The organism is Loktanella sp. IMCC34160 (assembly GCF_004145845.1).
Classification (GTDB): Bacteria; Pseudomonadota; Alphaproteobacteria; order Rhodobacterales; family Rhodobacteraceae; genus SELP01.
Genome location: NZ_SELP01000001.1, coordinates 841,277 through 863,782, shown reverse-complemented (window position 1 = coordinate 863,782; position 22,506 = coordinate 841,277). Strand labels below are relative to the sequence as shown.

Below are 22,506 nucleotides of genomic sequence, written 5' to 3'. Positions count from 1 at the left end.
CTGCGAATCTTGGGGATATTAACCCCCTGACAACCGCGTTTCGCTAGGATCGGGATCGGTGGGGGCTCTGTCGTCAGGATGGAGCCTAAGATGGAGATCACGAACCTTTCCGCGCCGGTGCCGCATGTCCCGGCCCCGCAGGCTCAGGCCCCGCAACACGTGGCCGACCAGCGGCCCAGCGCCGACAGCGCTGCGTTGTCGCGCAATCCGCGGCCGGATATTCCGGCGCCCATTGCCCCGGCGACCAGCCAGATCGGCCTTGTGCAGCAAGCGAATCTGCCGCCGCGCGCGACCGACGATGATGGCACCGCGGACATGCCGGCCCCGCAGGCCCCCGAACGGGTTCTGAAACCCTACGGGATCGCCATGTTGCCCGAACGCGCCCCCGGCGCACTGGCCCCGAAGGCCGAGGAGACGGAGACCTGACCCTAGGTCAGGCAATTTCGCCCTCCCCGCTTTCCACCTGTTTCGGCATGCCCTATAAGCCACGGGATGACTTTTGCCTGCCGTTGTGGCAGGACCGGAGTGATCCGGGTTGATACGGGCAACTTGCCGAGGACAGGACATGAGCAACAAGAACAGTCATGACAGCGACGTGAACTTCATCAAGGCGCTGGCCGAACTGCTGCGTGAAAACGATCTGACCGAACTTCAGGTCAAACGGGACTACGGTGAAAACGACCGGCTGAACGTCACTGTCAGCCGCCACAACAACATTGTGACACAGGTCAGCATGCCTGCCGCCGCCCCCATGGCCGCGCCCGCCGCCGCCCCCGCGGCTGCGGCGCCCGCGGCCCCTGCCGCTGCGGCCAGCGACGATCCGGCAAGCCACCCCGGCGCGGTCACCTCGCCCATGGTCGGCACTGTCTACCTGTCGCCCGAACCGGGCGCCGCCGCCTTTGCCGCCGTCGGCGCGAAGGTGTCGGAAGGCGATACGCTTCTGATCATTGAAGCGATGAAGACCATGAACCACATTCCCGCGCCCAAGTCCGGCACGGTCAAGCGGCTTTTGGTCGAAGACGGTAGCCCGGTCGAATACGGTGCGCCGCTGATGATCATCGAATAGGCCGGGGACGCGGATGTTCGACAAAATTCTCATTGCGAACCGGGGCGAGATCGCGCTGCGCGTGATCCGCGCCTGCCGCGAGATGGGCATCAAGTCCGTCGCGGTTCACTCCACGGCCGATTCCGACGCCATGCACGTGCGCATGGCCGACGAGGCCGTCTGCATCGGGCCGCCCTCGTCGGCCCAATCCTATCTGTCCTTCCCGGCGGTTCTGTCGGCAGCCGAAATCACCGGCGCGCAGGCGATCCACCCCGGATACGGCTTCCTGTCTGAAAACGCGGCCTTTGTGCAGGCGATCGAAGACCACGGCCTGACCTTCATCGGCCCCTCGGCGGAACATATCCGCATGATGGGCGACAAGATCACCGCCAAGGAAACCGCCAAGGAACTGGGCATTCCGGTCGTTCCCGGATCCGAGGGCGGCGTGGCCAACCTTGCCGCCGCCAAGAAGGCCGCGGCCGACATGGGCTATCCGGTCATCATCAAGGCAACCGCCGGTGGCGGTGGCCGCGGGATGAAAGTCGCGGAGAACGAGAAGTCGCTGGAAAGTGCCTTTACCACTGCCCGGTCCGAGGCCAAGGCCGCCTTTGGCAATGACGAGGTCTATATGGAGAAATATCTCCAGCGGCCCCGTCATATCGAGATTCAGGTCTTTGGTGATGGACAGGGCGGCGGCGTCCATCTGGGCGAACGCGACTGTTCGCTTCAGCGCCGTCACCAGAAGGTCTTTGAAGAGGCCCCCGGGCCCTGCATTTCCCCCGAAGAGCGCAAGCGCATCGGCGAGATCTGCGCCAACGCCATCGGCAAGATGGGCTATTCCGGCGCGGGCACCGTCGAATTCCTCTACGAGGATGGCGAGTTCTATTTCATCGAAATGAACACCCGCCTGCAGGTGGAACACCCGGTTACCGAAGCAATCTTCGGCCAGGACCTCGTGCGCGAACAGATCCTCGTGGCCGCAGGCAACAAGCTGTCGTTCAGCCAGGACGATCTGAAGATCAACGGCCACGCGATCGAGGTGCGGATCAACGCCGAACGGCTTCCGAACTTTGCCCCCTGCCCCGGCAAGATCACCCAGTATCACGCCCCCGGCGGTCTGGGAGTGCGGATGGATTCGGCGCTTTATGACGGCTACAAGATCCCGCCCTATTACGACAGTCTGATCGGCAAACTGATCGTCCACGGACGCGACCGGCCCGAGGCGCTGGCCCGGCTTCAGCGCGCACTTGGGGAATTGATCGTCGACGGGATCGACACCACAGTGCCGCTGTTCCACGCGCTTCTGGCCGAACCGGACGTTCAGACCGGGGATTACAACATCCATTGGCTGGAAAAATGGCTCGACCGCACCTTCGGGTAGCGGATTGCGAAAGTTGGAAAGGCCCGGGCACCCCGCCCGGGCCTTTTTCGTTGGCCGCCTGCCCCAGATCGGATAGGCCTTGGCCCATGCGCGACGACGGCCCGATCCTGACCCCGGAACTGCTGCTCCATGCCTATGCGGCAGGGGTCTTTCCCATGTCCGAGGGGCGCGACGACCCCGAGGTGTTCTGGGTCGACCCAAAGCGGCGCGGCATCTTCCCCCTGAACGGATTTCACATCTCGCGCAGCCTTGTGCGGCGGATGCGACGGGGCGACTACGCCATCACCTTCGATCAGGATTTCACCGGCGTTCTGACCGGCTGTGCCGACCGTCCGGAAACCTGGATCAACGACGCGATCTTTGACCTTTATCAGGCGCTCCACGACCGCGGATACGCCCATTCGGTCGAAGTCTGGAAAGGCGACAATCTTGTCGGTGGGGTCTATGGCGTCGCCCTTGCCGGGGCATTCTTCGGCGAAAGCATGTTCAGCCGGGCCACGGATGCGTCAAAGGTCGGTCTGGCCTACCTGATCGACCGGCTGCGGCTGGGCGGCTTCACACTGTTCGACACGCAGTTCATCACCAAGCATCTCGCCAGCCTTGGCGCGGTCGAGATCAGCCGGGCCGACTACCGCCGCCGGCTTGCCGAAGCGTTGAACGTGACTGCAGATTTTGACCGGGCCGGAGCCGTTCCCGCCCCTCAGGACGTGATACAGCGCAGTATCCAAACGTCATAGCGCGGATGGTCCATCGCGTTCAGCGCCGGGGCCGAGGCGATCATCCAGCCCTGAAACGCCGGGCTCAGCTGGTCACGGTAGGTGATGGTCAATTCGCCATAGGCGTTGCCCGACGGGTTTTCGACCGGATAGCGGCATTCGGACAGGCGGATCAGCAGGTGGCCCACCTCGCGGGTCTCCCCGGCCGCAAGGGTCAGGTCCGTGACCTGCCCCGTGATCTTGTCCAGCACCCGCAGTTCGCCCTGCGGGGCATTCGCCACGGTTTCGGCCCAGATCGGCGTGGCCGCAAGGGACAAGGCAAGGGCCAAGCGGCGGATCATTCCTCCGACCCTCCGGCCGCGAATTTCGCCAGAAGGTTCACGATGCTGACCGCGCCCTGAGTATCCAGGATCACATCGCCCGCCTGATAGTTGTCGAAGGATCCGCCGGGAACCAGCTCGACAAATGTGCCGCCCAGCAGGCTTTCGGTCTGGACGATGGCGGTGCTGTCAGTGGGCACCGGGATATCCGACCGCAGGCTAAGCGTTGCATCAGCCCGGAAGGTTTCCGGGTTCAGGGCCAGCGCGGTCACGCTGCCCACCTTGACGCCGGACATGCGCACGTCCACGCCCAGCGACACGCCCTCGGCCGACCGGAACGACGCGACAAGATCGTAATTGTCAGACCCACCAGTCGAAAATCCCGTGGACCGCGCGGCATAGGCCAGAAAGCCGCCCGCGACCGCCAGAACCAGCGCCCCGATGATCACTTCTGTCGTGTTTTCACGCATTTACCCGGCCCTCTCGCGGTTACCGGCGGGGGCCCTATTCGGGCTGCCAGGCTTCGTAGTCGCGGCGATCTGCCGGACCGTCGGTGCGGCGGATCGACCCCTTGGGCGCATAGGCCATCACGGTGCCGGACAGGTTTTCATGGTGCGGCTTTTCCCAGACCTTATGGGCCAGCGGCTTGTCGGTCGGCGCCTCGTCCCAGGTCCAGTGCAGCCAGCCGTGCCAGTCGGCGGGAACCCGGCTGCCCTCGACCTCGCCATTGTAGATCACCCAGCGGCGGCTGTCGTCACGGGTCTTGTAATAGATGTTGCCCTCGGCATCCTGCCCGACCTTGACGCCCTTGCGCCAGGTGAACAGCTGGGTGCCGATGGTCTGCCCATCCCACCACGTGAAGATCCGCTTTACAAAGGTCATCAGGCCCATGGGTCGTCTCCGTTTGTCTGCCCCTCTCTTGCACCAGAGCGGCGCAAAGGTCCAGTGCCCAAAGGGCGGTTCGGGCCGGACGGGCGGGGATTTGCGCCGCAAGTCACGGAACCCGGGCTGTGACCTCGATCTCGATCTTCATCTCGGGTTCCTGCAGACCCGCCTGGATCATCGTCGCCGCCGGTCGGGCCAGCGCGAAGGCGGCAGAGGTGACAGGCCAGCAGGCGAGCCAATCGGCCTTGTCCGGCAGGATGTAGGTTACGCGCACAACGTGGTCGAGCCCGCTTCCCGCCTCTTCCAGCGCGCGGCCAATGGTGGCCAGCGCGTTGCGGCATTGGTCGGTGACATCCTCGGGCATGGTCATGGTCGCATAGTCATACCCGGTGGTGCCCGCGACAAAGACCCAGCCATCCGCGACGACCGCGCGGCTGTAGCCGATCTTTTCCTCGAATGGCGATCCCGTCGAAATATGGCGCACAGTCATGAAACCCCGATCTCCGCCCCACAGGCACGGTGGGTCAAGACCCACCTTACGCCTATACTCTCATTTTGCCACAAATACTCCGGGGTGAATGGCCCGGGCACGGGCCAGAGGGCCAGCGCCCCTGAAGAAAGGTGGGTTTAAACCCACCGCCCCCCCCCGAACGAAAACGGCCCCCGAAGGGGCCGCCAGTCGAAAAGGGACGATACCTTAGCCGGCCGTCGCCTCTTTTTCCTTCTTGCCCTCGGCGAAGATCATCAGGGGTGCGGAATCGGGGCCCACGGCCTCTTCATTCACCACAACCTCTTCCACGCCGTCCATGCCGGGCAGGTCGAACATGGTATCCAGCAGGATGTCTTCCATGATGGACCGCAGCCCGCGGGCGCCGGTCTTGCGTTCGATCGCGCGGCGGGCAATGGCGCGCAGGGCGTCATCGGTAAAGCTCAGCTTGGTATCCTCGATCTCGAACAGGCGCTGGTATTGCTTGACCAGTGCGTTCTTCGGTTCGGTCAGGATGGTGACAAGCGCGTCTTCGTCCAGATCTTCCAGCGTCGCGATCACCGGCAGGCGGCCGACGAATTCGGGGATCAGGCCGAACTTCAGCAGGTCTTCGGGTTCCAGATCCTTGAACACCTCGCCCACGTTGCGGGCGTCCACATCGCGGACATCGGCGCCAAAACCCATGGCGCTGCCCTTGCCGCGCTGGCTGATGATCCTGTCGAGACCGGCGAAGGCCCCGCCGCAGATGAACAGAATATTGGTCGTGTCCACCTGCAGGAATTCCTGCTGCGGATGTTTGCGCCCGCCCTGCGGCGGAACGCTGGCCACGGTGCCTTCCATGATCTTCAGAAGCGCCTGCTGCACCCCTTCGCCCGACACGTCACGGGTAATCGAGGGGTTGTCGGACTTGCGGGTGATCTTGTCGACCTCGTCGATATAGACGATGCCGCGCTGCGCCCGTTCGACATTGTATTCGCTGGCCTGCAGCAGCTTGAGGATGATGTTTTCCACATCCTCGCCCACGTAACCGGCCTCGGTCAGGGTGGTCGCATCGGCCATGGTGAACGGCACGTCCAGAATACGGGCCAGCGTCTGCGCCAGAAGGGTCTTGCCGCAGCCGGTCGGGCCGATCAGCAGGATGTTCGACTTCGCCAGTTCAATATCCGATTTCGACGAATGATGCAGGCGTTTGTAGTGGTTGTGAACTGCAACCGACAGGACCCGCTTGGCGTGATACTGGCCGATCACATAGTCGTCCAGCACATCACAGATATCGCGCGGGGTCGGAACCCCTTCGGTCGCCTTCAGCCCCGAGGATTTCGTCTCTTCGCGGATGATGTCCATGCACAGCTCGACACATTCATCGCAGATGAAGACGGTCGGGCCCGCGATCAGCTTGCGCACCTCGTGCTGGCTCTTGCCGCAAAAGCTGCAATAAAGCGTGTTCTTGCTGTCGCTGCCGGAGTTATTCGCCATTTCGGTCCTCTTGCGGCATGGGGGCCGGTTTGGTTTCGGTCGGACTGTCGTCGGCCCCAGAGTAGGCCAGCCATCGGGGGGCTACAACGCCAAAAACACAACTTTGTCACAGGGGTGTGGCCGCCCCGCTGTCGGGACGGCCGCATGGCAACCTATTCTTCCGGGGTGGCCCGGCTGGTCAGGATCTCGTCGATCAGGCCCCATTTCTTGGCCTCTTCGGGATCCATGAAATTGTCGCGCTCAAGCGCCGCTTCGACATCCTTCAGCTTCTGGCCGGTATGCTTGACATAGATCTCGTTCAGGCGCCGCTTCAGCTTCAGCGTTTCTTCGGCATGGATCATGATGTCCGTCGCCTGCCCCTGATACCCGCCCGACGGCTGGTGCACCATGATCCGGCTGTTGGGCAGCGAAAACCGCATCCCGCTTTCGCCCGCAGTCAGCAGAAGCGACCCCATCGACGCCGCCTGCCCGATGCACAGCGTCGACACCTTCGGGCGGATGTATTGCATCGTGTCATAGATCGACAGGCCCGAGGTGACGACACCACCGGGGCTGTTGATATACATGCTGATCTCTTTCTTCGGGTTCTCCGCCTCGAGGTGCAGAAGCTGGGCCACGATCAGGCTGGCCATGCCATCGTGGACCGGGCCGTTTACGAAGATGATCCGCTCTTTCAGGAGGCGGGAGAAGATATCATAGGCACGCTCGCCCCGGGCGGTCTGCTCCACCACCATCGGCACGAGGTTCATGTAGGTCTCGATCGGGTCTCTCATCGTGTGCTTGCCTCTCTGACAGGGACCAAAAGGTCTTATCCGGAATTGTCTTGAGAGAGTCTTAGTGGTGCGTGTCGGGGGCTGCAAGGCACCCCACCCCATTTTGGCTAGCCCCGGTCGTCCTTGGGGGTGCCCATGACCATATAGCTGGTGATCGACCGGACATGGGCCACGGTCCCAAGCCGGTCCGTGTGAAAGGCCTTGTAGGCGGGCAAATCAGCCGTTTCGACCCGCAGCAGATATTCGAATGCCCCGGCGACGTTATGGCATTCCGCGACTTCGGGCGTGGCGCGCATTGCCGCCTCGAACCCTTCCTGCGCCTCCTTCGTGTGCTCGGACAGGCCAACCGCCACATAGACCACAAAGCCGCGACCGGTCTGCACCGGGTCGAGCTTTGCCCGGTAACCTCTTATCACGCCGCGCTTTTCAAGATCCTGAACCCGGCGCAGGCAGGCCGAGGGGGACAGGCCGACACGATCCGCCAGATCCAGATTCGATATCCGCCCATCCTGAGACAGGATACGCAATATATGTTGGTTGATCCGATCTTCCGCCACGATAAATTGCATCCTTTCCGGGATTTTGCACAACTCGACAATTACATTGCGCCGGTTTCCGCGCAATATGCGCAAATGACAATCGAACTCCTCCTCGCCCTTGTCGGCTTTGCCTTCGTGTCCTCGATCACACCGGGGCCGAACAACATGATGCTTCTGGCCTCGGGGGCGAATTTCGGCCTGCGCCGGACCGTACCGCATATGGCCGGGGTCAGCCTTGGCCATTCCTTCATGATCGTGGTCCTGGGCGCGGGCCTGATGGAGGTGTTCCGCGCCTACCCCCGCATCCAGGACGCGATGACCTATGTCGCGGTCGCCTATCTTCTGTGGCTGTCATGGAAGATCGCCAATGCTGCACCCAAAACCCCCGAAGCACCGCAGGCCGAGGGTCGCCCCTTCACCTTCCTGCAGGCGGCCGGGTTCCAATGGGTCAACCCGAAGGGGTGGTTCATGGCCCTGACCGCGCTGACGGCCTATACCGCCGACCAAAGCTTTGTTCAGGTGCTGATCGTGGCCGGGGTCTTTGCCTGCACCAACCTGCCGTCAATCACCTTCTGGACGGTGCTGGGGCAACAGATGCGGCGGTTCCTGACCTCGCCCGCGCGGCTGCGGGCTTTCAACTGGACCATGGCCGCGCTGCTGGTCGCCTCGGTCGTGCCGGTGTTCTGGCACAATTGATCTTCTTGGGTTGCCAAGTGAAGTGTTTCACCTAAGATGCTGTTATATAACAGCAAAGGATCAACCGTGACCAAATCCATTACACCCGACTATCTGCTTCAACATGGCTCTCCCAACCTCGATCATTTCACCGAAGTCGGGGTCTTGGTGTCTAACGCGGTCATGGCTGACGCACTTCGAGAAGTAACTCAAAACGGCTCACAGCAATCCGTTGAACTCACCTACAAGGTCCGCGTCGAACCAAACACCGCCAACAAGTGCGTGCAGGTGACCTGGACACGTGCGGATGGATCGACGCTTACCTATCATCGACCGAAATAGCGCGGCGATCCGACTGAATTGACCTAGAACGGCACGTCGTCCGCCTGCGCGGCGCCCACGACGAATTTCGCGACGACCTTCTTTGTCCCTGCCCGGTCGAACTCGATATCCAGCTTGTCGCCCTCGATATCCATCACCTCGCCATAGCCGAATTTCTGGTGGAACACCCGGTCGCCCACGGTAAAGGACGACACGGCGTCAAGGTCGATGGTCATGTGCCGCGCCTCGGACGGGGTCGTCATGCCGCGCGGGGCGCCCATGCGGCCCTGCATCCGCCGCCAGCCGGGGGAATTGTAGACATCCGCGCTGGCCACGCGATCGTTGATCGAGGCGGTGGGCGCCGCCGCCCCGAACCCGCCGCCATACAGGCCCGGCGGGGTCAGCACCTCCACATGTTCCTCGGGCAATTCGTCGATGAACCGGCTCGGCAATTGCGATTGCCACTGGCCATAGACCCGGCGGTTGGCAGCAAAGGAAATCGTGCAGATCTCCTCGGCGCGGGTGATGCCGACATAGGCCAAACGCCGCTCTTCCTCGAGCCCCTTGAGCCCGCTTTCATCCATGCTGCGCTGCGACGGAAACAGCCCGTCCTCCCACCCCGGCAGGAAGATGGCGGGAAATTCCAGCCCCTTCGCGGCGTGCAGGGTCATGATGCTGACCTTCTCCTCGGCATCATCGCTGTCATTGTCCATGATCAGCGCGACATGCTCCAGAAACCCCTGCAAAGTGTCAAAGTTTTCAAGAGCTTTGACAAGTTCCTTCAAGTTCTCCAACCGCCCCGGTGCCTCGGGGGTCTTGTCGTTTTGCCACATCCCCGTATAGCCGGATTCATCCAGGATCATCTCGGCCAGTTCAACATGGGTGTCCTGTTCGGCCAGGAACTGCCCGTGCCAGCGGTCAAGGTTCGTGACCAACTCGCCCAGCGCTGCCGCCCCCTTGCCCTTGATCAACCCGCCTTGCACGCAGAGCCGCGCCCCTTCCACAAGGTTCACGCCGTTTGACCGGGCGGCCCGCTGGATCGTCTGCACCGCCTTGTCGCCAAGGCCGCGCTTTGGGGTATTCACGATCCGCTCGAACGCCAGATCGTCGTCCTGACTGACCACCAGCCGGAAATAGGCCATGGCATCGCGTATCTCGAGCCGTTCGTAAAAGCGCGGGCCGCCGATGACCTTGTAGGGCAAGCCGATGGTCAGGAACCGATCCTCGAACGCCCGCATCTGATGCGAGGCCCGAACAAGAATTGCCATGTCGTTCAGCGACTTGCGATCCATTCCTCGCGTACCGCGCTGCATTGCCTCGATCTCTTCCCCGATCCAGCGCGCCTCTTCCTCGCCGTCCCAATGACCGATCAGGCGGACCTTCTCGCCATCCCCGGCCTCGGTATAAAGGGTCTTGCCCAAGCGGCCTTTGTTCGCCTCGATCACCCCGCCAGCGGCGGCAAGGATATGCCCGGTCGAGCGGTAGTTCTGTTCCAGCCGGACAACCTTGGCCCCCGGAAAATCCTTTTCAAACCGCAGGATATTGCCCACTTCTGCACCGCGCCAGCCATAGATCGACTGGTCATCGTCGCCGACGCAGCAGATGTTCTTGTGCCCGCCGGCCAGCAGCCGCAGCCACAGGTACTGGGCCACGTTGGTATCCTGATATTCGTCCACAAGGATGTAGCGGAACCAGCGTTGATACTGGGCCAGAATGTCTTCGTGTTTCTGGAAAATGGTGACCACATGCAGCAATAGGTCGCCGAAATCGACCGCGTTCAGTTCCAGCAGGCGGCGCTGATACTGGGCGTAAAGGGCGATGCCCTTACCGTCGAATGCCCCGGCCTCTTTCGTGGGAACGTTTTCCGGCGTCCAGGCCCGGTTCTTCCACTGGTCGATGATCCCGGCCAGCATCCGCGCGGGCCAGCGTTTGTCGTCGATATTGGCGGCCGCGATCAACTGCTTGAGGAGCCGGATCTGGTCGTCGGTATCTAAGATCGAAAAATTCGAGCGGAGATGTAGACCACCTCGATGCTCCGATATGCGCGCAGAATTGGCACCAACTTGAGGCATTGGCGTGTTTCCATGGTCATAGAGACCCAGACTCGCATCCGGTGACGGATCAATGAGATCAGGCAATGGCCTTGAAAACGATGCCGAGTTCTCGAATGCAATCAGTTCGGCATGCCGTCGAAGGATTTTTACGCAGATGGAATGGAACGTGCCCATCCACTTCATCGGCGTCGCAATACCAAACGGCTCCTTTTCTAGCCGCTCTCTCATTTCCCGAGCAGCCTTGTTCGTAAACGTAACCGCCAAGACCTCATCGGGCCGGGCGCGGCCCGAAAGCACCAAATGCGCAAGACGGCTCATGAGCGCCTTGGTCTTGCCCGTCCCCGCCCCGGCCAGCATCAGCACAGGACCATCCAGCGCCTCGACCGCCTCGCGCTGCGCGGGGTTCAGATCGTCCAGATAGGGGGCGGCGGGCCGCGCGCTCATCATCGCCCGCTGGCTTAGCGGCACTTTGGCGGCGGCGTTGAATGCGTCATCTTCGTCGAAACTGCTCATGCGCGGCAGGATAGATGACTCGTTGCCCAAGTTAAAGAAGTGTTCGCCCTATGTTCACACATCCGCAGCAATTGACTTTCCCCGGTTGCGCCACATAGTCAGGCAAAGGCTGAACCGGTTGGTTCAGATTTCAAGGACTGACCTCATGACCCATTCCGACGCAAACCCGATGCCCGATGCGGGCAAGACCCGGTTGATCATTGGCTCCATCGCGCTTTTGCTGCTGCTGGCGGCGCTTGACCAAACCATCGTCTCGACCGCCCTGCCGACCATCGTTGCAGACCTTGGCGGGCTGGAGCACCTAAGCTGGGTGGTCACCGCCTATATCCTTGCCTCTACGGTCGTGGCCCCACTGTATGGCAAGTTGGGTGATCTTTACGGACGGCGGAACACGGTTTTCGTGTCGGTCGGGCTGTTCCTGCTGGGGTCGGTTCTGTGTGGCGTCGCCACCGACATGACCTTCCTGATTCTGTCGCGCGCCTTGCAGGGGCTGGGCGGCGGCGGGCTGTTCGTGCTGGCCCTCTCGGTGATTGGCGATGTGATCCCCCCGCGCGAGCGGGGCAAGGTGCAAGGGGTCTTTGCCGCGGTCTTCTCTGTCTCTTCGGTGATCGGGCCACTGCTGGGCGGCTGGTTCGTGGACGCGTTCAGCTGGCATTGGATCTTCTTCATCAACATCCCCCTTGGGGTCATCGCAGTCGTCGGTTTTGCGTCAGGGTTCAAGCCCACTGGCCGCCGGATCAGTCACAAGATCGACTGGGCCGGCGCCGCGACCCTGTCGATCGGGCTGGCCAGCCTGACGCTGTTGACCTCCTTGGGCGGCAATACCCTGCCCTGGGGGTCGGTCGAAATCATCGGTCTGGGTGCGCTGTCGGGCCTTGCGCTGGTGTTTTTCATCATGGCCGAACGCCGCGCGGCAGAGCCGATCCTGCCGCTGTCGCTGTTCAAGATGAACGTCTTTACCATCACCTCGGTGATCGGTTTCGTCGCGGGCGCGGCCATGTTCGGGGCGGTGACCTTCATGCCGGTCTACCTGCAAATCGCACAGGGCACGTCCCCCACCATGTCCGGGCTGCTGTTGATCCCGCTGACCGTGGGGATCGTCCTGTCCTCCACCTTTGCGGGCCGGGCGATGGGGCGGAACGGGCGCTATCGCTACCTGACCATCATCGGGCTGTCGGCGCTGACAGTTGGCTTGCTGATGCTGTCGCAATTGCAGGTCGATACCCCGATCTGGGTCTTCTGCCTGTTCCTTGGCACCGTCGGTTTTGGCATGGGGTTCATTTTCCCGGTCGTGACAACTTCGGTCCAGAACGCGGTGCCGCGCGATCAACTGGGCACGGCGACGGCCGCCGGGGTCATGTTCCGGCAGATCGGCGGATCATTGGCGGTGGCGCTGTTCGGTGCGATTTTCGCGGCGCGCATGGCTGCCGAACTGGGCACCGAGGTCATGGGCGGCGGACTGGAGATGGGCCCCCGCGCCCTTGCCAGCCTTCCCCCCGAGGCGCGCGAGGCGGTCGCGGGTGCCGTCGTCAACGCCCTGCATCCGGTCTATTGGATCGCCGCCGGCTTGGCGGTGTGCGGCCTGTTTTTCGCGGTCCGGCTACAGGAAATCCCGTTAACCAACCGGATGGTGCCGCGCGGAGAGTAAGGTTTTCTGCAGTTGCAAACTAAGGCGCGACCCAAGGGGTACCCTTCCCTTGGGTCGAATCCTTTTTTGATCAAATGCGGCTCTGATCCCTCTGATTTCAAAGAAAATGCGCCATATGTTGCATGTTCGCGATAACTGGTCGTGTTAGCGGTAACAATTGACCGTTCTAGCGGTTTACCTTGCCCGATTTTGCCCCTAACACTTGCTGCAATTGCAAAACCGGGAGAGGCCCCATGCCCGATTTCAAGAAAATCCTCATCGCGAACCGTGGCGAGATCGCCATTCGCATCATGCGTGCCGCCAACGAAATGGGAAAGAAGACCGTCGCGGTCTTCGCCGAGGAGGACAAGCTGGGCCTCCACCGTTTCAAGGCGGATGAAGCCTATCGGATCGGCGAGGGGCTTGGCCCGGTTGCTGCCTATCTGTCGATCGACGAAATCATTCGCGTCGCCAAGATGTCCGGCGCGGACGCGATCCACCCCGGCTATGGCCTTCTGTCAGAGAACCCGGATTTCGTGGACGCCTGCGAAGCCGCCGGGATCACCTTTATCGGCCCCAAGGCCAAGACCATGCGCGAATTGGGCGACAAGGCTTCGGCCCGCAAGGTCGCGATTGCCGCTGGCGTCCCCGTCATCCCGGCGACCGAAGTGCTGGGCGACGACATGGACGCGATCCGCAAGGAAGCCGCCGAGATCGGCTACCCACTGATGCTCAAGGCGTCCTGGGGCGGCGGTGGCCGTGGCATGCGTCCCATCGAAAACGAAGCGGAGCTGGAAACCAAGGTTCTGGAAGGCCGCCGCGAGGCTGAGGCCGCCTTTGGCAACGGCGAGGGCTATCTGGAAAAGATGATCCTGCGCGCCCGCCACGTCGAGGTGCAGATCCTTGGCGACAAGCATGGCAACATCTATCACCTGTGGGAACGGGATTGCTCGGTCCAGCGCCGCAACCAGAAGGTCGTGGAACGCGCCCCTGCCCCCTACCTGTCCGCCGCGCAGCGCGAAAACCTGTGCAACCTCGGCAAGCAGATCTGCCAGCATGTGAACTATGAATGCGCCGGCACGGTCGAATTCCTGATGGATATGGACACGGGCGAATTCTACTTCATCGAAGTGAACCCCCGCGTGCAGGTGGAACACACCGTCACCGAAGAAGTGACCGGCATCGACATCGTGCGCGCCCAGATCCTGATCGCCGAAGGGAAATCCCTGACCGAGGCGACCGGTGTGGCCAGCCAGTATGATGTGGCCCTGAATGGCCACGCGCTTCAGACCCGCGTGACGACCGAAGACCCGACCAACAACTTCATCCCCGACTATGGCCGCATCCAGATGTATCGGTCGGCCACCGGGCCGGGCATCCGGCTTGACGGCGGCACCGCCTATTCCGGCGCGGTCATTACCCGCTATTACGACAGCCTTCTGACCAAGGTCACCGCCCATGCGCCGACACCGGAAATGGCCATCGCGCGGATGGACCGGGCGCTGCGCGAATTCCGTATCCGCGGGGTCAGCACCAACATCGCCTTTGTCGAGAACCTGCTGAAGCACCCGACCTTCCTGTCGAACCAATACACGACCAAGTTCATCGACACGACGCCGGACCTGTTCAACTTCAAGAAGCGGCGGGACCGGGCGACCAAGATCCTCACCTATATCGCGGACATCACCGTGAACGGGCACCCCGAAACCGTCGGACGTCCGAAGCCCGCGGCCGAGGCGAAACCGGCCCGCCCGCCGGTCAAGCGTGGCGCGGCGGCGGATGCCCCCGCAGGCACCCGGACCCTGCTGGACAGCAAGGGACCCGAGGCCGTGGTGGCCTGGATGAAAGAGCAGAAACAGCTGCTGATCACCGACACCACCATGCGCGACGGGCACCAGTCGCTTTTGGCGACGCGGATGCGGTCGATCGACATGATCAACGCCGCCCCGGCCTATGCGGCGAAAATGTCCGGCCTGTTCTCGGTTGAATGCTGGGGTGGGGCGACCTTTGACGTGGCCTACCGCTTCTTGCAGGAATGCCCGTGGCAGCGGTTGCGCGACATCCGCGCCAATATGCCCAACATCATGACCCAGATGCTTCTGCGGGCGTCGAACGGTGTTGGCTATACCAACTACCCCGACAACGTGGTGCAGGAATTCGTGCGTCAGGCGGCGGTGTCGGGCGTGGATGTGTTCCGCGTCTTCGACAGCCTGAACTGGGTCGAAAACATGCGCGTCGCGATGGATGCGGTCGTCGCCTCGGGCAAGCTGTGCGAGGGCACGATCTGCTATACCGGCGACATGCTTGACCCGGCCCGGTCCAAGTATGACCTGAAATACTACATCGGCATGGCGAAGGAACTGGAGGCCGCAGGCGCCCATGTTCTGGGGATCAAGGACATGGCCGGGCTGATGAAACCCACTGCCGCCAAGGCCCTGTTCACTGCCCTGAAAGAGGAGGTCGGCCTGCCGCTGCACTTCCACACCCATGACACCGCAGGCGCGCAGATCGCAACGATCCTTGCGGCGTCGGACGCGGGCGTTGACGTGGTCGATGCGGCGATGGATGCGTTCTCCGGTAACACTTCGCAGCCGACCCTTGGATCGGTGGTCGAGGTCATGCGCGGGACAGACCGGGACACCGGGCTGGACATCGCCGCCATCCGCGAGATTTCCAACTATTGGGAAGCGGTGCGCGGCCAATACACAGCCTTTGAATCCGGGCTTCAGGCCCCCGCGTCCGAGGTCTACCTGCACGAAATGCCCGGTGGGCAGTTCACCAACCTCAAGGCGCAGGCCCGGTCCATGGGGCTTGAGGAGCGCTGGCACGAAGTCGCCCAGACCTATGCCGACGTGAACCAGATGTTCGGCGATATCGTGAAGGTCACGCCCTCGTCCAAGGTTGTGGGCGACATGGCCCTGATGATGGTCAGCCAGGGGCTGACCCGGGCGCAGGTGGAAGATCCAAACACCGATGTGGCCTTCCCGGATTCGGTCGTCGACATGCTGCGTGGTAACCTTGGCCAACCGCCGGGCGGCTGGCCCGAGGCGCTGCAAAAGAAGGTTCTGAAAGGCGAAAAGCCCCTGACCGACAGGGCAGGCAAGCACCTGCCCCCTGTCGATCTGGAAGCCACCCGCGCCGATCTGTCCAAGCAACTGGATGGCAAGCCCGTCGATGACGAAGACCTGAACGGCTATCTCATGTATCCCAAGGTCTTCCTGGACTACATGGGTCGCCACCGGATCTACGGCCCGGTCCGCACCCTGCCCACCCGCACCTTCTTTTACGGGATGGAACAGGGCGAAGAGATCAGCGCCGAGATCGACCCCGGCAAGATCCTTGAGATCCGCCTTCAGGCCGTGGGTGACATGGATGAAAACGGCGAGGTGAAAGTTTTCTTCGAACTGAATGGCCAGCCGCGCGCCATCCGGGTGATGAACCGGATCGCCGCCGCCAAGACCGTCCAGCGCCCCAAGGCCGAGGCCGGAAACCCCAACCACATCGGCGCGCCGATGCCGGGGGTTGTGGCGACCGTTGCCGCACAAGTGGGCAAATCGGTCAAGGCGGGCGATCTTCTGCTGACCATCGAGGCGATGAAGATGGAAACCGGCATCCACGCCGAACGGGACGCCGTGATCAAGGCGGTGCATGTTCAGGCCGGTGGCCAGATCGACGCCAAGGACCTGCTGGTTGAGCTTGAGTAGCGCCCAAAGACAGTCACGAAAACGGGCCCTTCGGGGCCCGTTTTTCGTTCAGGTGACCCGGTTGACTGCATCCCGCAGCGCCCGCAGCGCCGCCACGTCGATCCGCCGGGTTCCCGTGTCAGGGTCGGTGACAGAACAGGAGGCGTGAAACGACCGCACCCCGGCTGCGGCAAGTGCGGGCACGTTTTCGGCAGCCACGCCGCTGCCCGCCATCACCTCGACCCCCGACCCGGCCCGGTCGATCATCCGTGACAGCGTGACCACCCCAGCCGGCGCCTTGTCCGCGCCGCCAGAGGTCAGGATACGTTCGAACCCAAGGTCCATTGCCGGACCCACAGCCGCGACCGGGTCGGGCAATGTATCGACAACCCGGTGCAGGGTCGTCCCAAGCCCCGCCGCCACCTGCATCAGCCGCCGCAAAAGGGGCAAATCAAGACCGCCCGCCGCATCCGCCGCGCCCAGCACGACCCCGGCAAGACCCGCCGCGCGAACCGCCGCGATCTCTGCCTCCATCTGCTGCGCCTCGGCCAGCGAAAACCGGAAGTCGCCGCCACGGGGCCGGATCATGGCATAGACCGGCACAGGACAGGATTGGGCCGCGCGGATCAGCCCCGGTGTCGGGGTCAGCCCGCCCAGCGCCAGCGCGCTGCACAGCTCGATCCGGTCCGCCCCGCCCGCGATGGCGGCGGCAAGATCGTCTGGCGCATCGACGCAAATCTCAAGCGGACACGCCATGCCTAGGCCCCAAGCCAGCCCCGGAAACCCATGTCATCATCAAGGATCAACAGGTCTTTGACGGCCCTGCCCTCGACCTTTGCGAGGGTCTCAAGCCCCATCAGCCGCGCCGGGACGGTGATCGCCATACGCAGGGCCTCCAGCCGGTTCAGACCCAGAACATTGACCAGCCGCGCCACCCCTTCGGCCTGGGTCAGATGCGCCCCGGCAAGGCTGCCCTCGGCGTTGACCAGCCGCCCATCCTCAAGGTGCAGCGACTGGCCGTAAAGGTCGAAACAGTCCGGCCCGCCAACAGTGGGCATTGCGTCCGAGACTAGGAACATACGGTCGGCAACAGGCCGCGCCCGGATCGCCAGCCCGATCATCTCGTCCGCCACATGGATGCCATCGACGATCAGCCCGGCGTAGGTGTCCGAGTTGATGGCGGCCCCGACCATGCCGGGCGCGCGGTTCAGCATCGGCGACATCGCGTTGAACAAATGGGTAAAGCACCCTGCCCCGGCGTCCAGCGCCGCGCGGGTGGTCTCTGCGTCCGCATCGGAATGGCCAAGGGACACAACTGCGCCCGCCTCCGCCAGTTCAGCGATCTGCTCAGGTGTCGCCGCCTCGGGCGCGACGGTGATCATCACCGGAACCCCGGCAGCCCGAAGCCGCCGGACATGGGCCAGTGTCGCCCCTTCGAACGGGCGCACATGGGCAAGCGCATGGGTGCCGCGCCGCGCCACAGAGATATGCGGCCCTTCGATATGCAGGCCCAGAATACCTTCGCGACCGGAAGCAGCGATGGCGGCATCGACCGCCTGCGCCAGAACCTCGGCCCGGTCGGTGATCACGGTCGGAAGAATGCCCACGGTCCCAAGCCCCCGATGGGCGGCTGCGATCTGGTCCATCGCCTCGACCGTCGGCGTTGCATTCAGAAGGACGCCGCCGCCCCCGTTGACCTGCAAATCCACGTAACCCGGCGCGACGATCCCCTGGACGCGTTCCACCCGGTTCCCGGCCCCGCCCGCGCGGGTCAGCTCGGCCACATGGCCGTCTGCGATCCGCAGGGCCATGTCGCGGCGCAGGCTGTCGCCATCGAACAGAAGGTCGGGCAGGATCCAGCGTTCAGTCATCCCGTGGTCCTTCCCGACTTGCATTCATCGCCGCCAGCGCCGCGCCCCGCGCCCCGCTTGCATCGCCGCCCTCTGCCAGCACGATCGGCGGGGCACCAAAGCCCGCGATCTGGCTTTGGCGCAATGCCCTGTCCAGATCATCGGTGACATTCGGCACCCGGCTTAGCCCGCCGCCCAGCACGATCACGTCCGGGTCGACCGTCTGGACAAGGGACAACAAAAGATCGCCCGTCATCGCCAGCCACACGTCCCAGACCCGCGCGGCCCCCGCATCGCTGGCGCGGGCGGCGGCAAGGGTCTCGGGCGTCCAGTCGCGCCCGGTCAGATCGCGGGCCATGCGGGTCAGCCCCGGTCCGGCGATATAGGTTTCAACACAGCCCATCCGCCCGCAGCCGCAGGTATGGATCGGAAGGGCGTGGGCCGACACCACGGCGGCCGACGCGGGTGTATGCCCGAACTCCCCCCCGGTTCCCACCGGGCCGGGGCGCAGTTGGCCGTCAAAGGCAATTCCGCCGCCGACCCCGGTGCCAAGGATCAGGGACATGACCGTGGAATGGCCACGCCCGGCGCCAAAGGCGGCCTCGGACAGGGCCAGCGCCCGGCAATCGTTGACATAGGTGATCGGATGGTCCGCCGCCGCCGCAATATCGGCAGGCAAGGGGCGTCCCTTGGCAGGCAGGTTGGCGGTAAAGGCATTCCCGTCCGGATCGACAAGCCCGGCCGCCCCAACCCCCACCGGGATCGACCCGCCTGCGCGGTCCACCACCCAGCGGACCTGATCGGCCAGCATCGCGACAAGCGCGTCGTAGGTGTCCGGCGTTGCATCCCGGCGTTTGTCCAGCAGGCGCCAGTCGGCGTCGAACAGCTGCACCTCGGACTTGGTGCCGCCAAGGTCGATCCCCGCTGCCGCGATCATGGTTGCACCGGGTAAAGGGTGACACCGGACACGACGCGGGTCAGCGTGCCCTGCCCCGCGAATGGGTCGTCCACATTCATCCCCATCGCATCGGCCCAGACGACGCCCGCGACCTGCGCGAACAATACCGCCAGTGGCGCGGCCCAGACCGGGCCATCGGTCATCGGAAGGTCGATATCGCCCCCCGGCCCGATGGTCGTCACGGTCGCGCGCGGGAACTGCGCCCGCAACTCGGCCACCAGATCGGCCTCATAGGCCGCGCCCGGGGTATCCGCCCCGATGAAGGCGACCAGACGGGTGTCGTCGGTGACAAAAGATTTCGGTCCATGCCGGAAGCCAAGGATGCTGTCCCACAGGCAAGGAATACCGCCGGCGGACAGTTCCATCACCTTCAACGCGGCCTCGCGCGCGGCAAAGGCCAGAGGGCCGGTCCCCAGAAAGACCGCGCGGCCCGGCGCGGGGCCGACAGCCGCCTGAACCGCAGGTAGGATCGCGTCAAACCTGTCAGCGGCGCGGGTCAGGCCGCCCGCCCCCGCGCCATCCCCGAAGATCGCAAGCGCGGTCAGCAGCATGGTCGAAAAGCTGCTGGTCATGGCGAACCCGCTGTCGTGGGTCGCCTCGGGCAAGATGATCACACGGGTTTCAGCGCCGCCGCGCCTGGCCAGCGCGCTGTCGCCGTTGCAGGTGATGTTCAGCCGGGGCGCGTTGGGGGCCAGCGCATCCAGCGCGTCCAGCGTCCCAAGGCTTTCCGACGAATTGCCGGACCGGCCAAAGCTGACCACCAAGGGGCGGCGGTCGCGCAGATAGGCTTGTGGCCGGGCCACCAGATCCGTCGTCGGAACCGACCGCAGGCGTGGCCCGCCGCGCTGGCCCTCCAGTCCGGCCACGATGATGTCGCCGATGAAGGCACTGGTCCCGGCGCCGCAGAACCAGACCTCGTCCACGCCCTGTGCCGCGACCCAGTCCCGGTGCCCGGCGAAATCGCAGCTTTTCGCCCAGTCCCGCCAGATCCCCGGCTGGGACAGGGTTTCGGACCATGTGGCCCAACGGCTGAGGGCATGTTCGGTCATCGGGTCACGGTTACCTTCGACAGGGTGACGGGTGCGTCCGGGTCGTGCCCCAAAGCGAGCGCGGTATCAAGGATCACCGGATAAATATGGCGCAGGATCGCGGCGGCGGCCGCCGCGGGTGTCAGCCCGGCCACGGTCGGGGCGATCCGGTGCACGTCCGACCCGGTCGCGCGGAACCGCGCCACGGCGTTGTCGATGCTTTCCGCCGTCCCCGGCGCGCCCGTATCCAGCACCAGAACCGTCAGCGGGTTGGTGGCCAGTTGCAGCGGCCCATGCAGCACTTCCGAAGCTGAATAGGCCTCGGCATGGATGGCGCAGGTTTCCTTGATCTTCAGGGCCAGTTCCTGCGCCGCGCCAAATCCGGTATCGCGCCCGACGACATAGACATGCCGCGCCCGCAACAGGGCCGCGCGCAGCCGGTCGTGGTCGACATCCGGCAGGCCGCCAACGCCAACGAACCCGGAAACCGACCCGCCAAGACGGCTGGCATAGGCCGGGGACAGGGCCGACAAAAGCGCAAGACCCGCGCCGACCGATCCGATCACGGTCTTGGTGGCAGGCACGGCCTGTTCCGGCCCGGCATTGATCGGCACGGTGATCTGCGCGGCCCCCTCAACGCCCGATCCCGCGACATTGGTAATTGCGGTGACGGTCGCGCCCCGGTCGCGCATCCCCTGCGCGGCGCGGATAAGGTCCTCGCTCGCCCCGGATTGCGAGATGACCAGCCCGGCGGTCCCCTCCATGGCGACCCCAGCCCCCACCGAAAAGACCGATGGCGGAAGCGAGGTCACCGGCACCCCTAGTTCGCGCATGAATTCATAGGACAGGATGTTCGCCGCCGCGTCCGACGATCCCCGCGCGACGGTATAGAACGCCCGCGCCCCCGCCAGACCCAGCGCCGCGACTGGCGCGGAAAGGTCCAACGCGGCGGAGCGGGCAAACACACCTGCCGCCTCTTCGATCTCTGCCGCCATATGGCGGCCCGGCTGCGACGTGTCCATGCTCATCCCCGAAGCCCGTATTGATCGAACTCGGCCCAGGCGTCCGTCAGGTCCACGACCTGCCCTTTGACCCGCGCCTCGTCCAGCGCCAACGCCGCCACCCCGGCCTCGAGCGCGTCCACGATGGACACGGGCAGCGCATCGGCCTGCCCGCGCAGGAAGGCGGCGATATCTTCGACCATCATATGATCCGCGCCGTAATGGTGGCCCTGCCCGGCGCGGTCGCCCGTGGTGTAGTCATGGTCGGCATAGACGGTCCCGTCGCGTTGCGTGACCTTCAGATAGCCGCGCATGAAATCGCCCTCGGCCATGCCCTTTGCCCCGATCACGCAGAACCGGCGGTGTTCGTCCGGCACGTTCAGGTTGGTGTGAAAGGCAAGGCTCGCGCCGCTTTCATAGGACAGGATCGCTGTCTGGAAGTCGATGATATCGCCATCCGACCGGAATGGATCATCGGTGGAGTCCCAGACCGATTTCTTGACGTGGAAAATCTCGGCCTCGGCGTTCGAAGCGGGGGCGTAGTCGGGCAGGAACGACCGCCGCCCGCCGAAACTGGCCACCCGCGCAGGTCGCGAGGCGGTGATCATGTTGTAAAGGTCCAGATCGTGGCAGCATTTTTCCAGCATGAAGCCGCCCGAATGTTCGACCTTGCGCCGCCAGTCGCGCATGAAGAACGCGCCGTGGTAGGGGCCGATGTGTTCATTGGCCTCAAGCGAGGCGATCTGCCCCAGAACCCCGGCCCCAAGGGCCGCACGCAGATCGACCATGTGCTGGGAATAGCGCAGGACCAGCCCGACCATGAGCCGGCTTGCCCCGCCGTGCGTGTGCAGAAGGCGGGCCAGCTCCATCGTTTCGGCGATCGAGACGACCACCGGCTTTTCGGTGAAGATATGGGGAACGTCCGCCTGTAGCCCCGCGCGGATCTGCTCCAGATGGAAGCGGTTGGGGGAACCCACGAAATAGAGATCGGGCTTGGTCGTCGCCAGCATCTCCTCGACGCTGTCGAAGCGCGGCACATCCTCGCCGATCATCTCCAGATGGGTCGGCTGCGGGTCGTAGAAGCCCACGAACTCCACCTCGGGCATGGTCTCTTTCAGGACAGAGAGGACATGACCGGCCCGCAGGCCGATCCCGGCGGTTGCAACTTTCATCG

The 22,506-nt window shown here is 63.9% G+C and carries 22 protein-coding genes; 8 read left to right on the top strand and 14 right to left on the bottom strand.

Features of this window, described 5'->3' with window-relative positions; translation table 11 throughout:
- Positions 1–90: 90 nt before the first annotated feature.
- From EU803_RS04225 to aat, 4 genes are all read left to right on the top strand, one after another.
- The gene (locus tag EU803_RS04225; RefSeq protein WP_129680043.1) at positions 91–426 is read left to right on the top strand and encodes a hypothetical protein; all 336 of its coding nucleotides are present in this window, start codon (positions 91–93) and stop codon (positions 424–426) included.
- A gap of 139 nt (positions 427–565) precedes the next feature.
- The gene (accB, locus tag EU803_RS04220) at positions 566–1,066 is read left to right on the top strand and encodes an acetyl-CoA carboxylase biotin carboxyl carrier protein (protein ID WP_129680041.1); all 501 of its coding nucleotides are present in this window, start codon (positions 566–568) and stop codon (positions 1,064–1,066) included.
- A 13-nt stretch (positions 1,067–1,079) separates the two neighbouring features.
- Positions 1,080–2,426: an acetyl-CoA carboxylase biotin carboxylase subunit gene (gene accC / locus EU803_RS04215; RefSeq protein WP_129680039.1), complete on the top strand. Its 1,347-nt coding sequence runs from the start codon at positions 1,080–1,082 to the stop codon at positions 2,424–2,426.
- Between the two features lie 86 nt (positions 2,427–2,512).
- Positions 2,513–3,163: a leucyl/phenylalanyl-tRNA--protein transferase gene (gene aat / locus EU803_RS04210; protein WP_129680036.1), complete on the top strand. Its 651-nt coding sequence runs from the start codon at positions 2,513–2,515 to the stop codon at positions 3,161–3,163.
- Here aat and EU803_RS04205 read toward each other — a convergent pair.
- The 7 genes from EU803_RS04205 to EU803_RS04175 all read right to left on the bottom strand — a co-directional run bounded on the left by EU803_RS04205 (position 3,127) and on the right by EU803_RS04175 (position 7,652).
- A complete protein-coding gene (locus EU803_RS04205; RefSeq protein WP_129680034.1) occupies positions 3,127–3,483 on the bottom strand; it encodes a DUF2155 domain-containing protein in 357 nt (118 codons plus the stop codon). The two genes, aat and EU803_RS04205, sit on opposite strands and share 37 nt — an antisense overlap.
- Positions 3,480–3,932, bottom strand: a complete 453-nt coding sequence (locus tag EU803_RS04200; protein WP_129680032.1) for an outer membrane lipid asymmetry maintenance protein MlaD — start codon at positions 3,930–3,932, stop codon at positions 3,480–3,482. The genes EU803_RS04205 and EU803_RS04200 overlap by 4 nt, the downstream gene beginning before the upstream one ends.
- 34 nt (positions 3,933–3,966) lie before the next feature.
- Positions 3,967–4,353, bottom strand: a complete 387-nt coding sequence (locus EU803_RS04195) for an NADH:ubiquinone oxidoreductase subunit NDUFA12 (protein WP_129680031.1) — start codon at positions 4,351–4,353, stop codon at positions 3,967–3,969.
- 103 nt (positions 4,354–4,456) lie between these two features.
- Positions 4,457–4,837 (bottom strand): RidA family protein, encoded by a 381-nt coding sequence (locus EU803_RS04190; protein WP_129680029.1) that lies wholly within the window; start codon positions 4,835–4,837, stop codon positions 4,457–4,459.
- A 207-nt stretch (positions 4,838–5,044) separates the two neighbouring features.
- Positions 5,045–6,310 (bottom strand): ATP-dependent Clp protease ATP-binding subunit ClpX, encoded by a 1,266-nt coding sequence (gene clpX / locus EU803_RS04185; RefSeq protein ID WP_129680027.1) that lies wholly within the window; start codon positions 6,308–6,310, stop codon positions 5,045–5,047.
- Positions 6,311–6,462: 152 nt separating this feature from the next.
- Complete coding sequence (locus tag EU803_RS04180; protein WP_129680025.1) at positions 6,463–7,083, bottom strand: ATP-dependent Clp protease proteolytic subunit; 621 nt, start codon at positions 7,081–7,083, stop codon at positions 6,463–6,465.
- Positions 7,084–7,190: 107 nt separating this feature from the next.
- Positions 7,191–7,652, bottom strand: a complete 462-nt coding sequence (locus tag EU803_RS04175) for an Lrp/AsnC family transcriptional regulator (RefSeq protein ID WP_129680024.1) — start codon at positions 7,650–7,652, stop codon at positions 7,191–7,193.
- A 63-nt stretch (positions 7,653–7,715) separates the two neighbouring features.
- Here EU803_RS04175 and EU803_RS04170 point away from each other — a divergent pair, with 63 nt between their 5' ends.
- Both EU803_RS04170 and EU803_RS04165 read left to right on the top strand, forming a co-directional pair.
- Positions 7,716–8,318, top strand: coding sequence for a LysE family translocator (locus tag EU803_RS04170; RefSeq protein ID WP_129680022.1), 603 nt, complete (start codon positions 7,716–7,718; stop codon positions 8,316–8,318).
- A 66-nt stretch (positions 8,319–8,384) separates the two neighbouring features.
- Positions 8,385–8,639 carry a hypothetical protein gene (locus EU803_RS04165; protein WP_129680020.1) on the top strand — a complete coding sequence of 85 codons (255 nt, stop codon included), beginning with the start codon at positions 8,385–8,387 and terminating at the stop codon, positions 8,637–8,639.
- A gap of 23 nt (positions 8,640–8,662) precedes the next feature.
- Here EU803_RS04165 and EU803_RS04160 read toward each other — a convergent pair whose 3' ends face one another.
- Positions 8,663–11,185 (bottom strand): UvrD-helicase domain-containing protein, encoded by a 2,523-nt coding sequence (locus EU803_RS04160; protein WP_129680018.1) that lies wholly within the window; start codon positions 11,183–11,185, stop codon positions 8,663–8,665.
- 145 nt (positions 11,186–11,330) lie between these two features.
- Here EU803_RS04160 and EU803_RS04155 point away from each other — a divergent pair, with 145 nt between their 5' ends.
- Together EU803_RS04155 and EU803_RS04150 are read left to right on the top strand one after the other, a co-directional pair.
- Entirely contained in the window at positions 11,331–12,833 is a 1,503-nt protein-coding gene (locus EU803_RS04155) for an MDR family MFS transporter (protein WP_129680015.1), read from the top strand.
- 233 nt (positions 12,834–13,066) lie between these two features.
- Positions 13,067–16,516 carry a pyruvate carboxylase gene (locus EU803_RS04150; protein WP_129680013.1) on the top strand — a complete coding sequence of 1,150 codons (3,450 nt, stop codon included), beginning with the start codon at positions 13,067–13,069 and terminating at the stop codon, positions 16,514–16,516.
- 48 nt (positions 16,517–16,564) lie between these two features.
- Here the strand turns inward: EU803_RS04150 and EU803_RS04145 are convergent, their stop codons facing one another.
- Genes EU803_RS04145 through EU803_RS04120 form a run of 6 tightly spaced genes read right to left on the bottom strand, consistent with a single transcriptional unit; the run spans position 16,565 to position 22,504 of the window.
- Positions 16,565–17,251, bottom strand: a complete 687-nt coding sequence (locus EU803_RS04145) for a copper homeostasis protein CutC (protein ID WP_129680011.1) — start codon at positions 17,249–17,251, stop codon at positions 16,565–16,567.
- A 2-nt stretch (positions 17,252–17,253) separates the two neighbouring features.
- On the bottom strand, positions 17,254–18,366 hold the full coding sequence (locus tag EU803_RS04140; RefSeq protein WP_129680009.1) for an N-acetylglucosamine-6-phosphate deacetylase: 1,113 nt from the start codon (positions 18,364–18,366) through the stop codon (positions 17,254–17,256).
- Positions 18,359–19,282, bottom strand: a complete 924-nt coding sequence (locus EU803_RS04135) for an ROK family protein (RefSeq protein WP_242494269.1) — start codon at positions 19,280–19,282, stop codon at positions 18,359–18,361. The genes EU803_RS04140 and EU803_RS04135 overlap by 8 nt, the downstream gene beginning before the upstream one ends.
- On the bottom strand, positions 19,279–20,352 hold the full coding sequence (locus EU803_RS04130; protein WP_129680007.1) for an SIS domain-containing protein: 1,074 nt from the start codon (positions 20,350–20,352) through the stop codon (positions 19,279–19,281). Before EU803_RS04130 ends, EU803_RS04135 begins: the two co-directional genes overlap by 4 nt.
- Positions 20,349–21,359 carry an SIS domain-containing protein gene (locus EU803_RS04125; protein ID WP_242494268.1) on the bottom strand — a complete coding sequence of 337 codons (1,011 nt, stop codon included), beginning with the start codon at positions 21,357–21,359 and terminating at the stop codon, positions 20,349–20,351. The genes EU803_RS04130 and EU803_RS04125 overlap by 4 nt, the downstream gene beginning before the upstream one ends.
- The gene (locus EU803_RS04120; protein WP_129680006.1) at positions 21,356–22,504 is read right to left on the bottom strand and encodes a Gfo/Idh/MocA family oxidoreductase; all 1,149 of its coding nucleotides are present in this window, start codon (positions 22,502–22,504) and stop codon (positions 21,356–21,358) included. Before EU803_RS04120 ends, EU803_RS04125 begins: the two co-directional genes overlap by 4 nt.
- Positions 22,505–22,506 lie beyond the last annotated feature (2 nt).